Raw genomic sequence first — 19292 nt, 5'->3', positions numbered from 1 at the left:
GGACAGCGTTGAGGGCGAAGGGAATTCGTGTGACGAGGGAACGCGTAAGCGGCGCCGACGACTCGAGCGATGATTACGCACCCTGGCCGTCGCCGCTCTATCGCGATCTCGCCGAGGAATTCCTCCGCATGACCCGTCGTCGCTCGCACGTCGATCCCGACTCGATCCTCGAGGTCTCCGCTTTCAACCTGCTGTGGATACTGTCCGACGGCAAACCTCGCACGCTCCGACAGTTGACCGACGCGATGCAACTGGAGCAGTCGACCGTCAACCGACAGGTGAACGCGGCGATCAAGCACGGCTATCTCGAGCGCTTCGACGTCGCGGGATCGATCAGCAAGCAGGTCAGGCCGACCAGAGCGGGTCTCGACGCTTTCGAGCACGACGGCCTGCTGCGCGCGCGACGCCTCGAGCGTGTGCTCTCCGACATGGGGCCAGGATCTCCGGAGGCGTTGTTTCGCCAACTCCACGCGTTCAACAACGCGTATGACCGTACGCTGGCCGACGACGACCGCAACCGGCGGCGACACGGATAGGAGGCACGATGGCCGACGCTCCGCGTCGCTACGTGGTCACCGGAGCCGCCTCCGGAATGGGTTCAGCAGTGGCGGAATCCCTTCGGACACAAGGTCACACCGTCATCGGCGTCGACCAACGAGATGCCGACATCATCGCCGATCTCGCGACGCCCGACGGTCGACGCGACGCGATCGCAGCCATTCTCGCGCTTTGTGACGGTGTACTCGACGGCGCCGTGCTGGCCGCGGGAGTCGGGCCCAAGGCGGGTGCAGAACGCGCGATTGTCGAGGTCAACACCTTCGGTGTCACAGAACTGCTCGCCGGACTGCGCGACGCGCTCGCAGCGTCGAACAAGGCGAAAGTGGTTGTCTTCGGCTCCAATTCGACGACGTCGACGCCGTTCGTGCCGAAGTCCGCGGTGCGGAAACTGATGAAGGGCGATGCGGCTTCGGCGGCCACGATCATTCGACGCCGCGGTAAGGTGCTGTCGGGGCCGGTCGCCTACGCGGCGTCGAAACTCGCTGTGACCCAATGGTGTCGCGTGCACGGTACCGATCTCGACTGGGCAGGTGCGGGTATCCGGCTGAACGTGATCGCTCCTGGGCCGGTGATGACCCCGCTGCTGCAGGCGCAGCTCGAAGGGGCGTCGGGTAAGAACGTCCGGGCCTTCCCGGTTCCGTTGCGCGAGTACGGCACGCCGGAGCAGCTCGCTGCATGGGTCATGCTCATGCTGTCGTCGGATGCCGACTTCATGTCGGGATCGGTGGTCACGGTCGACGGCGGCACGGAGGCGTATCTTCGGTCGCGCGATTGGCCGGTCCGGCTGCCGTTGCACGAGGTCCCTCGCACGTTGTGGCGTATGTACCGAGCTCCCAAGGAGGGTCGCGTTGTCAATTACTGAAAGCTCATCACCCGAGAACGATTGGGCGCCAGGAGCTCTCGACGGTCTCGTTGTCGCCGACTTCACCCGCGTGCTTGCCGGGCCATACGCGACGATGATGCTCGCAGATCTCGGCGCCGACGTCGTCAAGATCGAACGTCCGGGGGCGGGCGACGACACGAGAACGTGGGGTCCGCCATTCACCGCTGACGGCATCGCAACCTATTTCGCGTCCGTCAACCGCAACAAGAAGTCGGTGACGCTCGACCTACGCGATCCGGACGATCTGGCCCGTGCGCGCGAGATCGCGCTGCAGGCCGACGTCGTGATCGAGAACTTCCGGGCCGGGACGATGGAACGCCTCGGTCTCGGATACGACCAATTACGTTCGGAAAAACCAGATCTTGTGTACTGCTCGATCACCGGATTCGGTCGTGACGGAGGCGCGGCACTGCCCGGATACGACCTGCTCGTTCAGGCGGTCGGCGGATTGATGAGTGTCACCGGATCGGGACCCGACGAGCCGGTGAAGGTAGGAGTCGCCGTCGTCGACGTACTCGCGGGTCTGCACGCGGGCCTGGGAATCCTTGCCGCACTCCGCCATCGCGACCGGACCGGCCAGGGGCAACGTGTCGACGTCGACCTGTTCTCGGCGTCGTTGTCGTCGTTGGTCAACCAGGCGTCGGGGTTTCTCAACGCAGGTGTGGTCCCTGCGCCAATGGGCAACCGCCATCCGAGTATCACTCCCTACCAGGTGTTCTCGACGGCAACCCGTCCAATCGCGTTGGCGGTCGGCAACAACGGCCAGTTCGAGAAAGCTGTCGCGGTGCTGGGTCGCCCGGAACTGGCTGCAGACGAACGCTTTACGTCGAACTCGGCGCGGGTCGCCCATCGCGACGAGTTGATCGACGAGATCACCACCGTGCTCGTCACCAAGGACGCCGATCACTGGTATGCCGACTTCACGGCGGCGGGAGTGCCTGCGGGACCGATCAACTCGGTAGCCGAGGCCTTTGACTTCGCCGACGAACTCGGCATCGACGTGCGCGCCTCCACCCCGGACAGCGCGATCGTGACGACCGCGAACCCGATACGAATGTCGGGTACGCCGGTCACCTATCGCAGCGGACCTCCGGAACTAGGCGCCGACAACAACTAGGCGCCGACAACGAGGGCCGAGGTCACTCGTTGTGATCCTTGGGCCAGTCGCCCTCGGTGATCAGCTCTTCGAAGTTCTTGAGGAGATGCGGATTGAGCTCGTCCTCGACGGCCTTCTCGTAATTGCCGTCCCACTTGGCGAACCACTTCTCGTCGCGATCCATCAGATAGATCGGCCAGCCGTGCGTGATGATCAATTCGTCGGAGTACAGGTCCGTCGACCCGTCGTCACGCATGTACCAGTACTTCTGGCCTGAGTCGTAGAACGCGGCCAGTTCTTCGGCCGTCACGAAGTATGTGCCGTCTGCCTGCCTCATGGCGACGATCCTACGGAGTCGGGCGGGCCTGCGGGCCGTACTCGACACACGGGTGGTGGGCGGTGGTGGCGAGTACGGGCGTCGACAGGGCACGATTGGTATGCGCGGGTCGCCATGAGTCCACCTCCGCCATGACAGTCCCTGTTGTTGTGTGCCCTGATCGTTGTTCCCAGAGAGGTGCCGTGTGTCATCCGTGCTGATCGACGTCGCGCAGCTTGCCGACGCCATGCTCTCCGACACCCCGCCGGTCGTGCTCGACGTCCGGTGGCAACTCGGCGACGACGACGGTCATGCGCGCTACCGCACCGGACACATTCCGGGCGCGGTGTATGTGGACCTCGACTCTCAACTAGCCGGACCGCCTTCGCCCGAGGCCGGGCGGCATCCGCTACCCGAGATCGATGCGCTGACCGAGGCCGCGCGGTTGTGGGGCATCGACGACACCTCACCCGTCGTGGTCTACGACGACAACGGCAACCTCGCCGCCGCCCGCGCGTGGTGGCTCCTCCGGTGGGGCGGCCACCGCGACGTTCGCCTTCTCGACGGCGGTCTCACGGCATGGCGCGATTCCGGCATGCGTTTGTCGACCGGCGACACCCCCGTCCGGCCAGGAAGCGTCACACTACGGGCGGGATCACTGCCGACCGCCACCATCGACGACGTCGCGGCGCTCGGTTCCGATCACTCAAAGACAGTCCTCGTCGACGCGCGGGCGGCCGAACGCTATCGCGGTGAAGTCGAACCTATCGACCCAAGAGCGGGGCACATTCCAGGCGCGATCAGCGTCCCCACCAGCGAGAACGTCGACGAGTCCGGACGCTTCCGCGCCGCGTCGGAACTGCGTGAGCGGTTTGCGCAGGCCGGCGTCACGGACGGGACACCGGTCGTCGCCTACTGCGGTTCGGGCGTGAATGCCGCACACGAGATCGCAGCGCTGGAGATCGCCGGATTGTCGGGGACTCTGTTTCCCGGCTCGTGGTCGCAATGGTCGGCCGACCCTGCGCGTCCAGCGGAGATATGACCGAACTGGAACCTGAACACCATCGAATTCGACGAATGTACTGCGAGAACAGGGTGACACTGGTCACGAACGCGTGCAGAAGGCTGCGCGGCTCCGACCTCCATCACGATGCACAGCTCTGAGACGTAAACGGCTCAGAGTTCACCACCGGGTTACGTCCGGACTGACGAACGAAAAGAGTGAGTAGATGCGCGATTTCCATTGTTCCAACTGTGGACAGCAGTTGTCCTTCGAGAACACTGTCTGTCTCAATTGTGGGCGCAACCTGGGGTTCCACCTGCCCAGCCACACGATCCAGGTACTCGACGACGACGAGAAGGGCTCCGTCGAGGGCGCGACCATCGTGCGCTGTGCCGACAACTTGACCGCCGCGTGCAACTGGATGGTCGAGGAGGGTCCGGAGCTGCCGGCGCTCTGTGAATCGTGCCGCTTGACGCGCACCAGGCCGTCGGATTCCGACGAGCAGGCGATGGCCGCCTTCGCCGAGTCCGAAGGCGCGAAACGTCGGGTCATCTACGAACTCGACGAGCTCAAGCTCCCGATCTTCGGCAAAGACACCGACCCGGAGACCGGGCTCGCATTCGACCTGCTGTCGAGCCGCGATCAGCCGGTCACCACCGGCCACGCTGACGGCGTGATCACGCTCGACCTCGCCGAGGGCGATGACGTGCACCGCGAGCGCCTGCGCGTCTCGATGGACGAGCCGTACCGCACGTTGATCGGTCACTTCCGTCACGAGATCGGGCATTTCTATCAGATGGTTCTGGTTGGCGATGGCCCGAACCTCGCGCGCTACACCGAGCTTTTCGGTGACCCCAATACGAGCTACCAGGACGCGATCGATCGTCACTACAACGACGGCCCGCCGGAGAACTGGGAACAGGACTACGTCTCGTCGTACGCGACGATGCATCCGTTCGAGGACTGGGCGGAGACGTTCGCTCACTACCTGCACATCCGCGACACCCTCGACACCGCAGCCGCTTTCGCGCTGGCACCCGCGGGTGCGACGTTGGAGGCAGACCTGCCGGGCAAGGTCGGGTTCGAGCGGATCATCGACTGGTGGTTGCCGTTGACCTGGGCGCTCAACCAGATCAATCGGTCGATGGGGCATCAGGACCTGTACCCGTTCGTGCTGCCGCCGAAGGTGCTCGAAAAGATGGAGTTCATCCACGAACTCATCACCTCCGACGACCGTGCGGTGGTCGCGCAGTAGTCATGCCCGGGCCGGTGCTCTACGAGGTCGACGGGCCGGTCGTCACCATCACGCTCAACCGGCCCGAAGTACGCAACAGCGTCGACGGGCCGACTGCGCGCGCCCTGCGAGCGGCCTTTCACCGATTCGACGACGATCCGGACGTCAAGGTTGCGGTCCTCGCCGGGGCGGGCGGAACATTTTGCGCCGGAGCCGATCTCACGTCGGTCGGCGATCCTTCGCGCCGCAACGACCTCGACACCGACGGCGGGGGAGACGGTCCGATGGGGCCGACCCGCATCCCCTTGTCCAAACCGGTGATCGCGGCGGTCAGCGGATACGCGGTGGCCGGCGGGTTGGAGTTGGCGCTGCTCGCCGATCTCCGTGTGGTCGAAGAGGACGCGACGCTCGGCGTGTTCTGCAGACGGTGGGGCGTGCCGCTGATCGATGGCGGCACGGTCCGCCTACCGCGCATCGTTGGCCTCGGCAGGGCGCTCGACCTCATCCTCACCGGGAGGCCGGTCGACGCCGAAGAAGCCTTGGCGATCGGGTTGGCCAATCGAGTTGTGCCGCATGGCGAGTCGCTGGACGCTGCGCGGGAACTCGCGCATCAGATCGCGCAGTTCCCGTTCGAATGCGTGCTCACCGACCGTGCATCGGTCTACGCGGGACTCGACCTCCCCCTCGGCGACGCGCTCCGCGCCGAGGGGGCGGCCGGCGTCCCCATCGTCGAACGCGAGGGCGTCGCCGGTGCTGCACGCTTCGCGGGCGGCGCGGGACGTCACGGCAGCTTCTCGAGCGGACCACGATCCAAGCGCGGCGACGGGACCTGTTGATCGTTGCCGAACCAAGGACGGCGAGACCTCGTCGGGCCGGACTCACCGGCCGTCGTCAGTAGGTGGCAAATCTAGTAATCAGTGAGAACGCAACCCTTGGAAATCGGTCCGACCTCGACTGAACTGGTGTAGTTGCGCCTACGGCGCGCCACCTGATGGCGCTCGATGCCTGGATGTGTCGAGCGACGAGATGCGTCGATCGAGGAGAGAGGCTTTACGTGAGCTCCCTGAAGTTCCACTGGTTCCTGCCCACCAACGGTGGTGACAGCCGCAACGTCGTCGGAGGTGGTCACGGCGTCGCTGCCGAAGCCGCGGGTCGACCGGCGTCGGTGCAGTATCTGGGACAGATCGCGCGCAGCGCGGAGCAGCTCGGCTTCGAGGCCGCGCTCACTCCGACGGGTGCCTGGTGCGAGGACGCGTGGGTCAGCACGGCCATGATCAGCAGCCTCTCGGAGCGTCTGAAGTTCCTCGTGGCGTTCCGCCCGGGGATGACCGCGCCGTTCCTGGCCGCGCAGATGGCCGGGACGTTCCAGAATCTCTCCGGTGGTCGACTCCTGCTCAACGTGGTCACCGGTGGCGAGGACGCCGAGCAGCGGATGTTCGGCGACTTCCTCGACAAGAAGCAGCGCTACGCCAGGGCCGACGAGTTCCTGGAGATCGTGCGACGGCTCTGGACCGGCGACACGGTGAACTTCGACGGCCAATACCTCTCCGTCGAAAACGCGGTGTTGCACCAGATCCCGGATCCGTTGCCGCAGATCTACTTCGGCGGCTCGTCGCCCGAAGGAATCGCGGTGTCGGCGAAGCATGCCGACGTCTATCTCACCTGGGGCGAGCCGCCAGAGGCAGTGGCGGAGAAGATTTCTCGCGTCCGTGCAGCCGCGGAGGAGCAGGGTCGCGAACTGAAGTACGGAATCCGGTTGCACACCATTGCGCGCGACACCTCCGAAGCCGCGTGGGCCGAAGCGGATCGCCTGCTGGCCAACATCTCCGAAGACGACATCGCGCGCATCCAGGCGGGGCTGAGGCGCTCGGCGTCGGAAGGGCAGCAGCGCATGCTCGCGCTGAACAAGGGGTCCAAAGACGGGCTGGAGATCTACCCGAACCTCTGGGCTGGCGTCGGCCTGGTGCGCGGCGGTGCCGGAACCGCGATGGTCGGCTCCTTCACCGAGATCGCCGATCTGATCGAGGCGTATCACGAGGTCGGGATCGACGAGTTCGTGCTGTCGGGCTACCCGCATCTCGAGGAGTCGTACTGGTTCGGCGAGGGTGTACTTCCCGAACTCACCCGTCGAGGACTATGGGAGCACCCCGCTCCTGTCGCGGTCAGTGCCTCGGTTCCGTTCGGAGCGCAGGCACCGCTCAAGCGGGTGTCGGCATCGTGACGACTGCTGTCGTCGTCGGCAACCCGAAACCAGGCAGCAGAACACTCGGTGCCGCAACATATTTGGCTGCGGAGCTGTCGGGCTCTGAACCCGATCTGATCGTCGACCTTGCAACACTCGGCTCGACGATCCTTGACTGGAGCGACGAGCACGTCAACGATCTCGTGACACAGGTCGGCCAGGCTGATCTCGTCGTATTCGCCAGTCCCACATACAAAGCCGCATATACCGGCCTGCTGAAACTGTTTCTCGACCGCTTCGCGGGCGGGACAGGGCTCTCCGGGATCGCGATTCCGTTGATGCTCGGCGGTAGCCCCGCACATTCGCTCGCGCCGGAACTCACCTTGCGTCCCGTGCTCACCGAGATCGGTGGCACGGTGCCGGGACGTGGTCTCTACGTCATCGATTCCGCATACGACGACCCTGCCGCATACGCCGAATGGCTCACTGCGACAAAGCCGATCGTCACCACATTGCTGAAGGCAGGCTCATGAGCGAACCGCGCACCAACCAGCTACAGACCAATCAGGATCTCGATCCCGCGCGTCTACGCAAGGCGTTCGGCATTTTTCCGACCGGCGTCGTCGCGGTTGCCGCAGAGGTCGACGGCCAGTTGACCGGCCTTGCCGCCAGCTCGTTCACCAGCGTCAGTCTCGACCCGCCGCTCGTGTCGGTCTCGGTGGCTTCGGGGTCCAAGACCTGGCCGGATCTTCGACGCGCAGTACACCTCGGCGTCACAATCCTCGCCGACCACCAGGGTGCCGCTTGTCGACAACTCGCCGGAGCGGTCGAGCACCGATTCGACGGCATCGCGGTGAAGGCATCCGACGAGGGCGCGGTGACTCTCGATGAGGGACTCGCGCATTTCGATTGCACCGTCTACCGCGAGGTGGAAGCGGGCGATCACATCATCGTGCTGCTCGAGTTGCACGGCGTCGACCATCCGGAGACCGGAAACCCGTTGATCTTCCACCGCAGTGGATTCGGCAAACTCGCGCAGGCGGTCTAGTCCAGAGTCGCGATGAACGCCTCGGCGATTGCTTCGAGGCCCGCCTGATCGTCGGCTCCGAAGCGGTCGGGTACGGGGCTGTCGAGGTCGAACACCCCGATGAGCTCGCCGCGGTGCACCAGTGGCACAACGATTTCCGAGCGACTGTCGGCGTCACAGGCGATGTGGTCGGGGACGGCATGCACGTCGGCGACGCGTTGCGTGGTGCGGGTTCTTGCCGCCGCCCCGCAGACGCCACGGTCCAACGGGATGCGTACGCAGGCAGGTTTTCCCTGGAACGGGCCGACCACCAGCTCGCGGCCGTCGAAGAAGTAGAAGCCAACCCAATTGACCTGTGACAGCGCCTGATAGACGAGTGCTGACAGGTTGGCCGCATTGGCGACGCGATCCGATTCGCCCTCGATGAGTGCGCGCGCCGCGCCGGCGAGCTCGGCGTAGTCGATCGCGGGGTGGTCGGTGGGCGGGAGGGACTCGGTGCTCATGTCACCACTGTGCCCGCATCGGTGGTTGTTGCGCCAGCGTGGGTCTTCACGTGTTGACCTGTGCCTTGCGTGCGAAACGTTCTTGGAGAGGGCCGAATACCGCAGGTTCGCCGAACCAGACGACGACGTCGTCGGCCCCGGCGCGACGCCACGTGTCGAGTTCGTCGACCAATGCGTCGACCTGGTCGGCGGTGCGGACGAAGCGTTTGATCGCCGTCGTGACGCGACCCTCGGTACGACGTTTGAGATCGGCTGCTATCGCACGGAACGTCGCCGGGTCGGTGCCCGAGTTGTTGAAGTAGATCGACTGCCAACGATCACCAAGGCGTGCAGCACGATTCACCGCAGCAGTGGAGTGCCCGCCGATCGTGATCGGAATGCCCTGTGGGCGTACCGGAGTGGGATACCCGCCGCCGAAGCTGTAGTGCTCGCCCAACAGTCCGTCGGTGTTGCCTGCCCACAGGTGGCGCAGCACGCCGATCGCCTCGTCGGTGCGGTGCCCACGATCGTGGAATTGCGCTCCCACGGCAGTGAATTCGTCTGCGTCCCACCCGACGCCGACCCCGAGTTCCAGCCGCCCGTCGCTCAGCGCGTCGACGGTCGCGGCCTGCTTCGCGACAACGAACGGATTCCGCAGGGGGAGAACGAGTATGGAGGTGCCCACACGCACGGTGGTCGTGTGTGCGGCGATGAACCCGAGCAGCACCAGTGGGTCGTACTCGGCGGCATACGCCGGATCGGGATGCTTGATCGGTGGCAGGACGTGCTCGGCCAGCCATACTCCGTCGAAGCCGAGGTTCTCAGCCGCGGTCGCGAGTTCGGTGAGCTGCTCGATGCTGCCGTCGTTGGGCAGTGCGACGTGAAAACCCATGCACACCATAGTGTGACGTACTCGTCCCACAGACGATCATTGTGCCCACGGCGATCACAAGTGGATTCGTTCGCAAGTGGCTGTCGCGGCGGTGATTACGGCGGGCGAATACAACTGTGGCCGGGAAGCCCCCGTGCTTCCCGGCCACAGTCGTGACGGTGCTACTGGCGTACGGTGCGCCCTCGGAGCGAGAGGTATGCGGCGATCAACACGATCGCCACGACGATGCCGACGATGAACGGGATGACCTCCCAGCCGCCGTTGGCGTTGCTGTACCCGAACTGGTAGGTCAGCCACGATCCGATGAGCGACCCCAGGACGCCGAGAACGATGGTCATGATGATGCCGATGTTCTGCTGGCCCGGCATGACAAGTCGTGCGAGTGCGCCGATGATCAGGCCGACGATGATGGCGCTGATGATTGTTCCGATCACGTGAAACTCCTCCGATAGCGGGCCCTGATCCCCCTTGGATGTTCCACGACTGCTTCATGGAAGGAAGGTCGATTCTTCGACGCATCCGCAAGGCCCCGAGTCAACGTACGACCGGGGACCAGCGGCAAAGCTCATCGCCGACCGCGTCGTGATCCAATCGCAATGTCGGACAAATGACCCATCTCGGCTGGGCACCGGTTGGTGCGCCGCGGGTGGGGACGCGTCGGCTCAATGCCGGTGTCGTCGGAGGTGCACCAGATGGGTGTCGCGCTCGTCGTTGACCCACGCGTAGTAGAAGCCGATGAGAATTCCGCCTCCGACGAAGTTTCCCAGCAGCACCGTGCCGAGATTGCCGAACACCAAACCTATTGGCATGTCGTGTTGGAAGCCGACGATCATGAAGAGCACTGTGTTGGCCACGGAGTGCTCGAAATCAAGAAACGCGAAGACGAAGACGGCGGTGATCATCGCCATGCATTTCGCGATGTCCTCGGTCAGGTAACCGTTGTAGACGAGCAACATCGCGAGGTTGATCATGAAATTGCACAGCACGGCTCGGATGAACAGGTCGAGCCATCCGCTGAATCCGTTACTGAGGTAGCCGGTCTTGACGTCGACCGCGTGCACCATCGCGTTGAGTACAGGGCCGTCGAGAAGCGTTGTGCCGCGCAGCATCACGGCGATCAGCAGGCCGCCGAGGATGTTGCCGAGATAGCAGAACAGCAGGATGCGCATGATCAGGACCGGCGTCACCCGTCGGTAGTAGGCGCCGACCGAGACGATCATCATGTTCGAGGTGAGTAGCTCGGACTTGGTGTAGTAGATGAACACCAGCGCCCAGCCGAAGGCCAGCGCTCCGATGAGTTTGCCGACCGCGTGCAGTTGCCCGGGCGGATCGGTCATCGTGTCGAACGCGGCGACGATCGTGTAGTTGATGACGTAGAAGATCGCGATGATGATGCCGGCCATCGCGGCGCGTTGGATGAAACGGCGCCGCAGATGGCCGGTCATTTTCTTCTTGGACTCGAGCACGTCGAGCGTTGTGCTGATGAAGAACTTGCCCGGGAAGAGCTTGTTCACATCGAACTCGGGGTCGCTCATGTGTCAACGGTTCCACAGCACATGCCATGGCGCCCGCTATACGTACACAACTGCGACCTCAGCGCGAGGCCATCGAAATTATTGTCGTGGCCTCGCGCTGACGACCGAGTTGTGTACGTACCCGGTCGATGCTCGGGGTCAGTCGGCGAGAGTCGCGGTGTCGATCACGAATCGATACCGCACGTCGCTTCCGACGACGCGGTCATAGGCGGCGTTGATCTCGTCGGCGCTGATCTTCTCGATCTCTGCTCCGATGCCGTGTTCCGCGCAGAAGTCGAGCATCTCCTGGGTGGCGGGAATGCCTCCGACCATCGATCCGGCGATCGAACGTCGGTTAGCCAGTAGCGAGAATGCCTTGATCTCGAGCGGATGCTCCGGAACCCCCAGCTCGACAAGGGTGCCGTCGATGGCCAGCAGTCCGAGGTAGTCGTCGAGGTCGAGGTTGACCGACACGGTGTTGATGATGAGATCGAACTCCCCGCGCAGGGTCCGGAAGGTCTCACGATCCTTCGTCGCGTAGTAGTGATCGGCGCCGAAGCGTTCGCCGTCCTCCTTCTTGGACAGCGTCTGACTCAAGACGGTCACCTCTGCGCCCAACGCGTGCGCGATCTTGACGCCGATGTGTCCGAGGCCGCCCAGACCGATGATGGCGACCTTCTTGCCCGGGCCCGCTCCCCAGTGCTTCAACGGTGCATACAGCGTGATGCCCGCGCACAGCAGCGGTGCAGCGACGTCGAGGTCGACGCCCTCGGGGATCTTCAGCACGAAGTCCTCGGTCACCACGACCTGTTGTGAGTACCCGCCGTGGGTGAACTCGCCCTCGTAGGTCTTGGAGTTGTAGGTCTGCACGACACCCGTGGTGCAGTACTGCTCGTCGCCGTTCTTGCACGCGGCACATTCACCGCACGAGTCGACGAAGCAGCCGACGCCGACGCGATCGCCGACCTTGTGCCTGGTCACCTCATCGCCGACAGCGGCGACCGTTCCGGCGATCTCGTGTCCTGGCACGACGGGGTAGGTGGTGCCGCCCCATTCGTTGCGGGCGGTATGGATGTCGGAGTGGCAGATCCCGGCGAAGGCGATGTCGATCAGGACATCCTTCGGGCCGAGGTCCCTGCGCTCGATGGTGGTCTTCGATAGTGGCGCATCAGGAGCTGTTGCCCAGAAAGCATTGACGGTCGTCGTCACTGTGTTCCCTATCCGGCGTCCGCGGAATCCACGACGATCTGCCGGTGCCGCGGGCACCTCACTACATCCAGCGTGCCGACGTATTGCCGGATGCGCATGCGACTGTGTCGCGTGACACGCCAGGCCGAAAGGGGACCGACTTGGTTTTGTCACAGGCAACCTGACTAGCATTCGCGTGTGACCGAATCGCCGGAGAAGACGACAGCAACGCTGCCCAACCGTCGATCCGACGACCCCAATGGCCGCGCACGACGCCTCTCACCTGGGTCGACGTCAATCGTTGCCGTCGTGGCGGGTGTGATCGCGATTGTTGCGGCTGTGCTCACGCCTTTCCTCCCGGTGACCACGACGACGGCAACCATCACGTGGCCGCAGGGTCAGCAGCTCGGTGCGGCAAACGCCGACATCACCTCTCCGCTCGTCGCCCAGATGGCGCAGGATCTCGACGTCACCATTCCGTGTTCGCTCCTGCGGTCTGCGCCGGCCGATGCGTCGTCGACGATCCTCACGACGATGCCGCCCGCTGCGAAGAACCAGCGGACATCGGCGCTGAACGTGACGGCAGACGCGAACACGGTGACGGTGACGATGCGTGGCGACACGGTCGCGTCTGCCCCGCGCGCCGACGTCGCGTCGGATCGGTGCACGCAGCTCCACATCTTCTCGTCGGCGGCGGGTTCGGGCGCACGCTTTGTGGGACTCGGACCGGTACAGATGGCGCCGGAAGCCGACCGTCCGCAGGTGGCAGGCCTGTTCACCGACATCCCGACGTCGACGATCACCTCGACGCCCGGTTTGTCGGCGCGCATCGTCGTCGACGATCGGTTCGATTCGAGTCCGTCGATCATCAAATGGCTCGTGATGATCGTCGGCGTCCTGGCGGCGATCGTCGCACTCGGTGCGCTTGCTCAACTCGACCGCATCTACGGCTACCACCGGCGAGTCGGTCGGGTGCGGTGGTTGGAGCTGATTCGTCCGCGCGCCACCGATATCGCGGTGACCGCGATCCTGCTCATCTGGCATTTCCTCGGAGCAGGCTCGTCCGACGACGGCTACATCCTCAACATGGGCCGGAACGCGGAGCACGCGGGCTACCTGGCCAACTACTACCGCTTCTACGGCATCCCCGAGGCGCCGTTCGACTGGTATTACGACTTCCTCGCACACTGGTCGGCGGTGTCGGCGACGGGTGTGTGGATGCGCATCCCGTCGTTGGTGATCGGGCTGGTGAGCTGGTTCATCCTCAGTCGGGTGCTGCTCCCGCGTCTGGGACGTGCCATCCGCACGTCGCAGTGGGCGATGGTGACCGGCGCCGCGGTCTTTCTCGCATTCTGGCTGCCGATGGCCTCGGGCCTGCGCAGCGAGGGCGTCGTGGTGCTCGGCAGTCTGCTGACCTGGTGGGGCGTCGAGCAGGCCATCGCGACCCGGCGCATGTTGCCTGCCGCGGGAGCGGCCTTCGCAGCCGCTCTGACCCTTGCGACCGCGCCGACGGGTGTCATCGCGGTGGCACTCCTGATCACCGGTGCGCGGCCGATGCTCAAGCTCCTTGTTCGACGACGCCGCGAGTCGGGCCTTGCCTCTCTTCTGCTTCCGCTGTTGGCGGCTCCGGCCATCGTGGTGATCATCGTGTTCCGCGACCAGACGCTCGCGTCGGTGTTCGAGGCGATACGGGTGCGCTACACCGTCGGGCCGACGCTGGCCTGGTACCAGGAACTGTTGCGGTACTACTTCCTCGCGGTCAACACGCGCGACGGCTCGCTGGTGCGAAGGGTGCCGGTGCTCTTGCTGCTGGTCTCGCTGTTCGTGGTTCTCGCGATCATGCTGCGGCGCAAGCAGATCCGTGGGGTCGACAGCGGACCGGTCTGGCGCATCACAGGGGCGGTACTGATCACGATCGGACTGCTCTCGCTCACCCCGACCAAGTGGACCATCCAGTTCGGTATCTTCGCGGGCCTCGCAGCGGCACTCGCTGCGGTCGCCTGTGTTGCGATCGGCCAGGTGGCGCAACGTAATACGCGTAACCTGTCGATCCTGATCGCAGGCCTGCTCGTCGCCTGCGCGGCCGCGGCGGCCGGATACAACGCATGGCCGTGGTCGTACGACTTCGGCATCTCGTGGTTCGACAAGGCGCCAGTGGTTGCGGGACTTCAGGTCTCGTCGATGTTCCTGGTGCTGGCGGTGATTGCACTCGTCGTCGCGGTGTGGCAGCACCTGCGCCTCGACTACGTCGCCGACACCGGACTGCACCACGACGCAGGCAAACCGCCGAACCGGTGGCGAACCGGCATCGCGTCGTCGCCCATTGCCGTCATCGCGGTGATCATCCTACTCGCAGAGCTGGCCGTGTTCGCCAAGGCGGCCGTGGCTCGCGCCGACACCTACTCGGTGCTGAAGGGCAACGTGCACGCGGTCACCGGAGGCTGCGGTATGGCCGATTACGTTCTCGTCGAACCCGATTCGAACAAGGGGAGCCTCGCTCCGGTCGACAACGCGTCGCCGTCACAGGCGTTGGAGGGCACCGCACGGGGCTTCTCGGCCCAGGGTGTCGCCGACGACCTCACGCCGGAGGCGGATTCGATCAAGCCGGGTACGCAGAACACCTCGGCCGATCTCTCGAAGACCTTCGTCGTCGCCGGTGGTGCACCGGGGACGACGGGCGGGCGTGGACCGGAAGGGGTCAACGGCAGCACCGCGGCGTTGCCGTTCGGACTCGACCCCGCGACGACCCCGGTGATGGGCAGTTACGGAGCCGACGGCCAGGCATCGCTGACGACCGACTGGTATCGACTGCCCGCGCGCGACTCGTCGCCGCTGATCGTCATCACGGCGGCAGGCGCGCTCGCCTCGACCGATCCCGACGGGGTCACGACATACGGGCAGTCGCTGCAGGTGGAGTTCGGTGTCGAGCAGGACGGAAAGTTCCAGCAGGTCGGTACCTCCGTGCAGCCGATCGACGCCGACCGCAAGGCGAATCGGCCGTGGCGCAACCTGCGCATCCCGATGTCGTCGGTACCCGCCGGTGCGACCGCGATGCGGATCGTCGCGACCGACAACAACCTCGACCCCGACCAGTGGCTCGCGGTGACGCCGCCGCGCGCGCCCGAGTTGAAGACGCTGCAGGATGTCGTCGGATCGTCGGACCCGGTGCTCGTCGACTTCGCGGTCGGCGCGGCATTCCCCTGCCAGCACCCGATGGATGCGTCCAACGGCGTCAACCAGATTCCGCAGTGGCGAATCCTGCCGGAGCTGTCGGTGGCGAACTCGCAGTCGAAGACGTGGATGGCCACCGTCAACGGCGGACTGCTCACCACGGCGGAAGCGCTGACGACGCCGTCGACGATGGCGACGTATCTGAAGAACGACTGGTACCGCGATTGGGGCAGCCTGCAACGGTTGTCGCCGTTGGTGCCGGATGCGGTGCCCGCAGCGGTGAGTACCGGAACGTCGACCAGGTGGGGCTGGAGCCGTCCCGGAGCAATGCAGGTGGTGCCAGAAGATGATGAGTGAGACGTCGGTGAACGCAACGGGGAACGGCGACGAGAAGCCGAGCGACAAGGGCACGGGCGGACCGGTGTCGTCGAAATCGGCCGATCGGATCAGGATCGCGAAGATCGTCGCGGTGGTCGCCGGGCTCATCGGCATCGTCATCGCGTTGCTGACCCCGTTCCTGCCGGTCAATTACACCAAGACGGAACTGACCTGGCCGCAACAGAATTCGGTCGGCAGCGTGGCAGCGCCGAGCGTCTCGTTCTCGCCGGTCTCGATGGACGTGTCCGTCCCGTGCTCGCTCGCCAAGAGTCTGCCCGCCTCGGGTGGCGTGATCGTCTCGACGGTGCCGTGGAACGGAGCCGATGCCAACAAGGTCGGCTTCTTCATCCGCGCCACCCGCGACTCGTTGCAGTTGACGCAGCGAAACATCGTGTTGCTCAGTGCGCCTCGAAGCGCGGCAGAGAACTCTCCCGGGTGTCGCGTCGTCTTCCACGCCGACACCGACGGCGCTGCAGGCAAATTCGAGAACCTCTCGACAACGGACACCGGTCTGGGGTCATTCGACCTACGAGACGCGACGGCACGCCCGCAGATCATCGGTGTGTACTCGCAGTTGCCGCAGGATGCGCCGACGGAGGGCCTGTCGTTCCGCGCGACACTGGACACGCGTTTCGTGTCGACCCCGACAACGCTGAAGTTCTGGCTCCTGGTCATCGGCGTCGTCATGACGATTGCCTCGATGCTCGCGCTGGCCGTGCTCGACGCCCGTGACGGACGCGGCGTCCACAAGCTCTTCCCGCAGGGCTGGTGGCGACCGCGCTGGGTCGACGCCTTCGTCACGCTCGTCCTGCTGATCTGGTTGTTCGTCGGTGGCAACACGGCAGACGACGGGTATCAGGTCACCGTCGCACGAGTCGCCCGCAACGCCGGATACCTCGACAACTACTACCGGTACTTCGGTGTGCCGCAAGACCCGTTCGGTTGGCACTACCAGTACCTCTCGCTGTGGATGGAGGTGAGCACGGCGACGCCGTGGCTGCGGCTGTTGCCCTTCCTCTACGCGGTGGTCGGCTGGTGGCTGATCAGCCGCGCAGCCATCCCACGACTGGGCTACGCGGTCCGGACGTCGCAGTCCGCGATCTGGGCGGCCGCCCTCGTGTTCCTCGCGGTGTGGATGCCGTTCAACAACGGGCTTCGCGTGGAACCGATCATCGCCGTCGGCACGCTGCTGGCATGGGTGCTCGTGGAGCGGGCGATAGCGACCGGAAGATTCTTCCCGCTCACGCTCGCGATCGTGGTCGCGGCGTTCACCCTCACGATCCACCCGACAGGCGTGATCGCTGCCATCCCGCTCATCGCGGGAATCCGACCCCTGCTGAAGCGTCTGATGATCAGACGACGACGAGACGGGTTGTGGCCCATCCTCATACCGATTCTGGCGTCGGGACTCGTCGTGCTCTACGAGATCTTCGCCGACCAGACACTCGCTGCGATTCGCGAGGCCATCAGGGTCAACTCTGCCGTCGGTCCGACCAACAAGTGGTGGGAAGAGGGCATGCGCTACTACATGCTCATGAATCCCACCGCCGACGGCGGCATCGCGCGCCGATTCGGTGTGCTCATCACGTTCGTGTGTCTGATCGTCGTGGTGGTCATGCTGCTCAACCGTCGACGGCTGGCGGGCATTGCGTCGGCTCCCACCTGGCGGTTGGTTGCCACGGTCGCGGGTACCGCAGTGATGATGGCGTTCCTGCCGACCAAATGGACACACCAGATGGGTGTGTATGCCTGCATCGCAGGCTCGTTGGCCGCTGTCGCAACCGTGTGCGTCGACCGCGCGGTGATGCGTCGACGACGCAACCGCACACTCTTCGCTGCGGCGTGTGCGTACGTGCTGGCGCTGGCCTTCTCGGGACGCAACCAGTGGTGGTACGTCGGTAGCTACGGAATTCCTTGGCGCGACGCCGTTCCCGACGTGAAGGGCATCCCTGTCTGGGCGGTCATCCTCACTGTCGCGGTGCTGCTCACCATTCTCGGTCTCTGGCAACACTTCCGCGACGACTACGTCTCCGACGACGTTCGACGCGGCGAGGAGCGGGTGTCGAAGAACCGGTGGACAGCCTGGTTGCGCTCGCCGTCGATCATCGTCGTGTCGGTGATCATGCTGCTGTTCACGCTGGTCTCCTTCGCGAAGGCGGATTGGACACAACGTAATTCGTGGTCGTGGCTGAGTTCGAATGTTGCCGCGGTACGCGGTGAGCCGTGCGCGCTCGCCGACGCGGTGCTCGTCGAGAAGGACGTCAATTCCGGTCTGCTCGCGCCGGCACGTGTTGCGGGACAGAATAACCCGTCGCCGGGGGCTGCGCTTGCGGGTGCCGACGCGACCGGCTTCGACCCGAACGGCGTCGGATCTGATCTATCCGACGACGGCACCGAATCGGACTCGTCAACGGGGACATCGTCGGCCGAGGTCGACCGAACGCAATCGGACGCGACCGAACAGACCGGAACCGACGGTAGTAGTCCGTCGAGCGACACCGCAGGCGGAACGACGTCGACCACCGGCGTCAACGGCTCCCAGGTGAAACTGCCATTCGGGCTTTCGCCGCAGCGCACACCGGTGCTCGGTACGTACGGATCGCCGTCGGGCACAGGCAGTCTGACTTCGGATTGGTATCAGCTACCCGCGCGCGGTTCCGATACTCCGCTCATCACGATGTCGGTTGCCGGACAGATCGAATACGTCGACGATCTCGCCGTCACGCGTTCGGGACAGCAGGTTCGCCTCCAGTTCGGCCGTGTGGGTCCTGACGGTTCGGTGACACCTGCGGGGATCATGACCCCGATGGATATCGGCGGTGCACCTGCGTGGCGCAACCTGCGGTTCCCGCTCGACGGTGCTCCGCAGGGTGCGACGGTGGTGCGCGTGCTCGCGCAGGACACGTCGACCAACTCCGATCAGTGGCTTGCCGTCACTCCACCTCGTGTCTCAAAGATGATCACGCTCAACGACCTCGTGGGTAGCGAGGCTCCCGTGATGATCGACTGGGAGGCTGCACTGGCATTCCCGTGTCAGCGTCCCGCACAGGTGCACAACGGCGTCCTGGAAACACCGGAGTGGCGGATCTCGCCCGACCGTGAAGGCGAGCGGGTCAATTCGCAGCGCTGGATGGCGGGGACCGCGGGCGGTCCGCTCGGCATCGTCGAGAACCAAATGCGCCCAACGGTGTTGCCGTCGTATCTACGCAACGACTGGGCCAAGGACTGGGGCATGCTGCAGCGGCTCACACCGCTCGTGCCGCAGAAGCCCGCAGAGCTCACGGTGACGACCGATGTCCACAACGGGCTCTGGTCGCCGGGACAGATTCGCGCAGTTGGGTTCTGAGTCCTGCCGGGCTCTGTAGCCT

Annotated in this window: 17 protein-coding genes; 11 read left to right on the top strand and 6 right to left on the bottom strand. The window is 64.9% G+C overall.

Annotated elements, in window-relative coordinates:
• The first annotated feature begins 29 nt into the window (after positions 1-29).
• Genes ABW18_RS16560 through ABW18_RS16550 form a run of 3 tightly spaced genes read left to right on the top strand, consistent with a single transcriptional unit; the run spans position 30 to position 2558 of the window.
• Positions 30-536 carry a MarR family winged helix-turn-helix transcriptional regulator gene (locus ABW18_RS16560; protein WP_049700061.1) on the top strand — a complete coding sequence of 169 codons (507 nt, stop codon included), beginning with the start codon at positions 30-32 and terminating at the stop codon, positions 534-536.
• Positions 537-544: 8 nt separating this feature from the next.
• Complete coding sequence (locus ABW18_RS16555) at positions 545-1420, top strand: SDR family oxidoreductase (protein WP_049700060.1); 876 nt, start codon at positions 545-547, stop codon at positions 1418-1420.
• Complete coding sequence (locus tag ABW18_RS16550) at positions 1407-2558, top strand: CaiB/BaiF CoA transferase family protein (RefSeq protein WP_049700059.1); 1152 nt, start codon at positions 1407-1409, stop codon at positions 2556-2558. The genes ABW18_RS16555 and ABW18_RS16550 overlap by 14 nt, the downstream gene beginning before the upstream one ends.
• 22 nt (positions 2559-2580) lie before the next feature.
• On the opposite strand, the gene ABW18_RS16545 is transcribed toward ABW18_RS16550, so the two are convergent.
• Positions 2581-2874 (bottom strand): hypothetical protein, encoded by a 294-nt coding sequence (locus ABW18_RS16545; RefSeq protein WP_049700058.1) that lies wholly within the window; start codon positions 2872-2874, stop codon positions 2581-2583.
• Between the two features lie 184 nt (positions 2875-3058).
• Here ABW18_RS16545 and ABW18_RS16540 point away from each other — a divergent pair, with 184 nt between their 5' ends.
• From ABW18_RS16540 to ABW18_RS16515, 6 genes are all read left to right on the top strand, one after another.
• Entirely contained in the window at positions 3059-3895 is an 837-nt protein-coding gene (locus ABW18_RS16540; RefSeq protein ID WP_083444440.1) for a sulfurtransferase, read from the top strand.
• Between the two features lie 187 nt (positions 3896-4082).
• Positions 4083-5111, top strand: a complete 1029-nt coding sequence (locus ABW18_RS16535) for a zinc-binding metallopeptidase family protein (protein ID WP_049700057.1) — start codon at positions 4083-4085, stop codon at positions 5109-5111.
• Positions 5112-5113: 2 nt separating this feature from the next.
• Positions 5114-5926: a crotonase/enoyl-CoA hydratase family protein gene (locus ABW18_RS16530; RefSeq protein ID WP_049700056.1), complete on the top strand. Its 813-nt coding sequence runs from the start codon at positions 5114-5116 to the stop codon at positions 5924-5926.
• A gap of 173 nt (positions 5927-6099) precedes the next feature.
• Entirely contained in the window at positions 6100-7311 is a 1212-nt protein-coding gene (locus ABW18_RS16525; RefSeq protein ID WP_049700055.1) for an LLM class flavin-dependent oxidoreductase, read from the top strand.
• Entirely contained in the window at positions 7308-7805 is a 498-nt protein-coding gene (locus tag ABW18_RS16520) for an NAD(P)H-dependent oxidoreductase (protein ID WP_049700054.1), read from the top strand. Before ABW18_RS16525 ends, ABW18_RS16520 begins: the two co-directional genes overlap by 4 nt.
• Positions 7802-8320, top strand: coding sequence for a flavin reductase family protein (locus tag ABW18_RS16515; RefSeq protein WP_049700053.1), 519 nt, complete (start codon positions 7802-7804; stop codon positions 8318-8320). Before ABW18_RS16520 ends, ABW18_RS16515 begins: the two co-directional genes overlap by 4 nt.
• Here the strand turns inward: ABW18_RS16515 and ABW18_RS16510 are convergent.
• From ABW18_RS16510 to ABW18_RS16490, 5 genes are all read right to left on the bottom strand, one after another.
• Complete coding sequence (locus ABW18_RS16510) at positions 8317-8802, bottom strand: GAF domain-containing protein (protein ID WP_049700052.1); 486 nt, start codon at positions 8800-8802, stop codon at positions 8317-8319. The genes ABW18_RS16515 and ABW18_RS16510 overlap by 4 nt on opposite strands.
• A 46-nt stretch (positions 8803-8848) precedes the next feature.
• Positions 8849-9673, bottom strand: a complete 825-nt coding sequence (locus ABW18_RS16505; RefSeq protein WP_049700051.1) for a TIGR03619 family F420-dependent LLM class oxidoreductase — start codon at positions 9671-9673, stop codon at positions 8849-8851.
• A 161-nt stretch (positions 9674-9834) separates the two neighbouring features.
• A complete protein-coding gene (locus tag ABW18_RS16500; protein WP_049700050.1) occupies positions 9835-10107 on the bottom strand; it encodes a GlsB/YeaQ/YmgE family stress response membrane protein in 273 nt (90 codons plus the stop codon).
• Between the two features lie 228 nt (positions 10108-10335).
• Entirely contained in the window at positions 10336-11208 is an 873-nt protein-coding gene (locus ABW18_RS16495) for a formate/nitrite transporter family protein (protein ID WP_049700049.1), read from the bottom strand.
• Between the two features lie 138 nt (positions 11209-11346).
• The gene (locus ABW18_RS16490; protein WP_049700048.1) at positions 11347-12396 is read right to left on the bottom strand and encodes an NAD(P)-dependent alcohol dehydrogenase; all 1050 of its coding nucleotides are present in this window, start codon (positions 12394-12396) and stop codon (positions 11347-11349) included.
• Positions 12397-12573: 177 nt separating this feature from the next.
• Here ABW18_RS16490 and ABW18_RS16485 point away from each other — a divergent pair, with 177 nt between their 5' ends.
• Positions 12574-15903 (top strand): arabinosyltransferase domain-containing protein, encoded by a 3330-nt coding sequence (locus ABW18_RS16485; protein WP_049700047.1) that lies wholly within the window; start codon positions 12574-12576, stop codon positions 15901-15903.
• A complete protein-coding gene (locus ABW18_RS16480) occupies positions 15893-19270 on the top strand; it encodes an arabinosyltransferase domain-containing protein (RefSeq protein WP_152930111.1) in 3378 nt (1125 codons plus the stop codon). Before ABW18_RS16485 ends, ABW18_RS16480 begins: the two co-directional genes overlap by 11 nt.
• Positions 19271-19292: the final 22 nt, after the last annotated feature.

The sequence above is a fragment of the Gordonia jacobaea genome (assembly GCF_001186365.1).
In the GTDB taxonomy this organism is placed as follows: Bacteria; Actinomycetota; Actinomycetes; order Mycobacteriales; family Mycobacteriaceae; genus Gordonia; species Gordonia jacobaea.
This window is presented reverse-complemented; position numbering and strand designations above follow the sequence as displayed.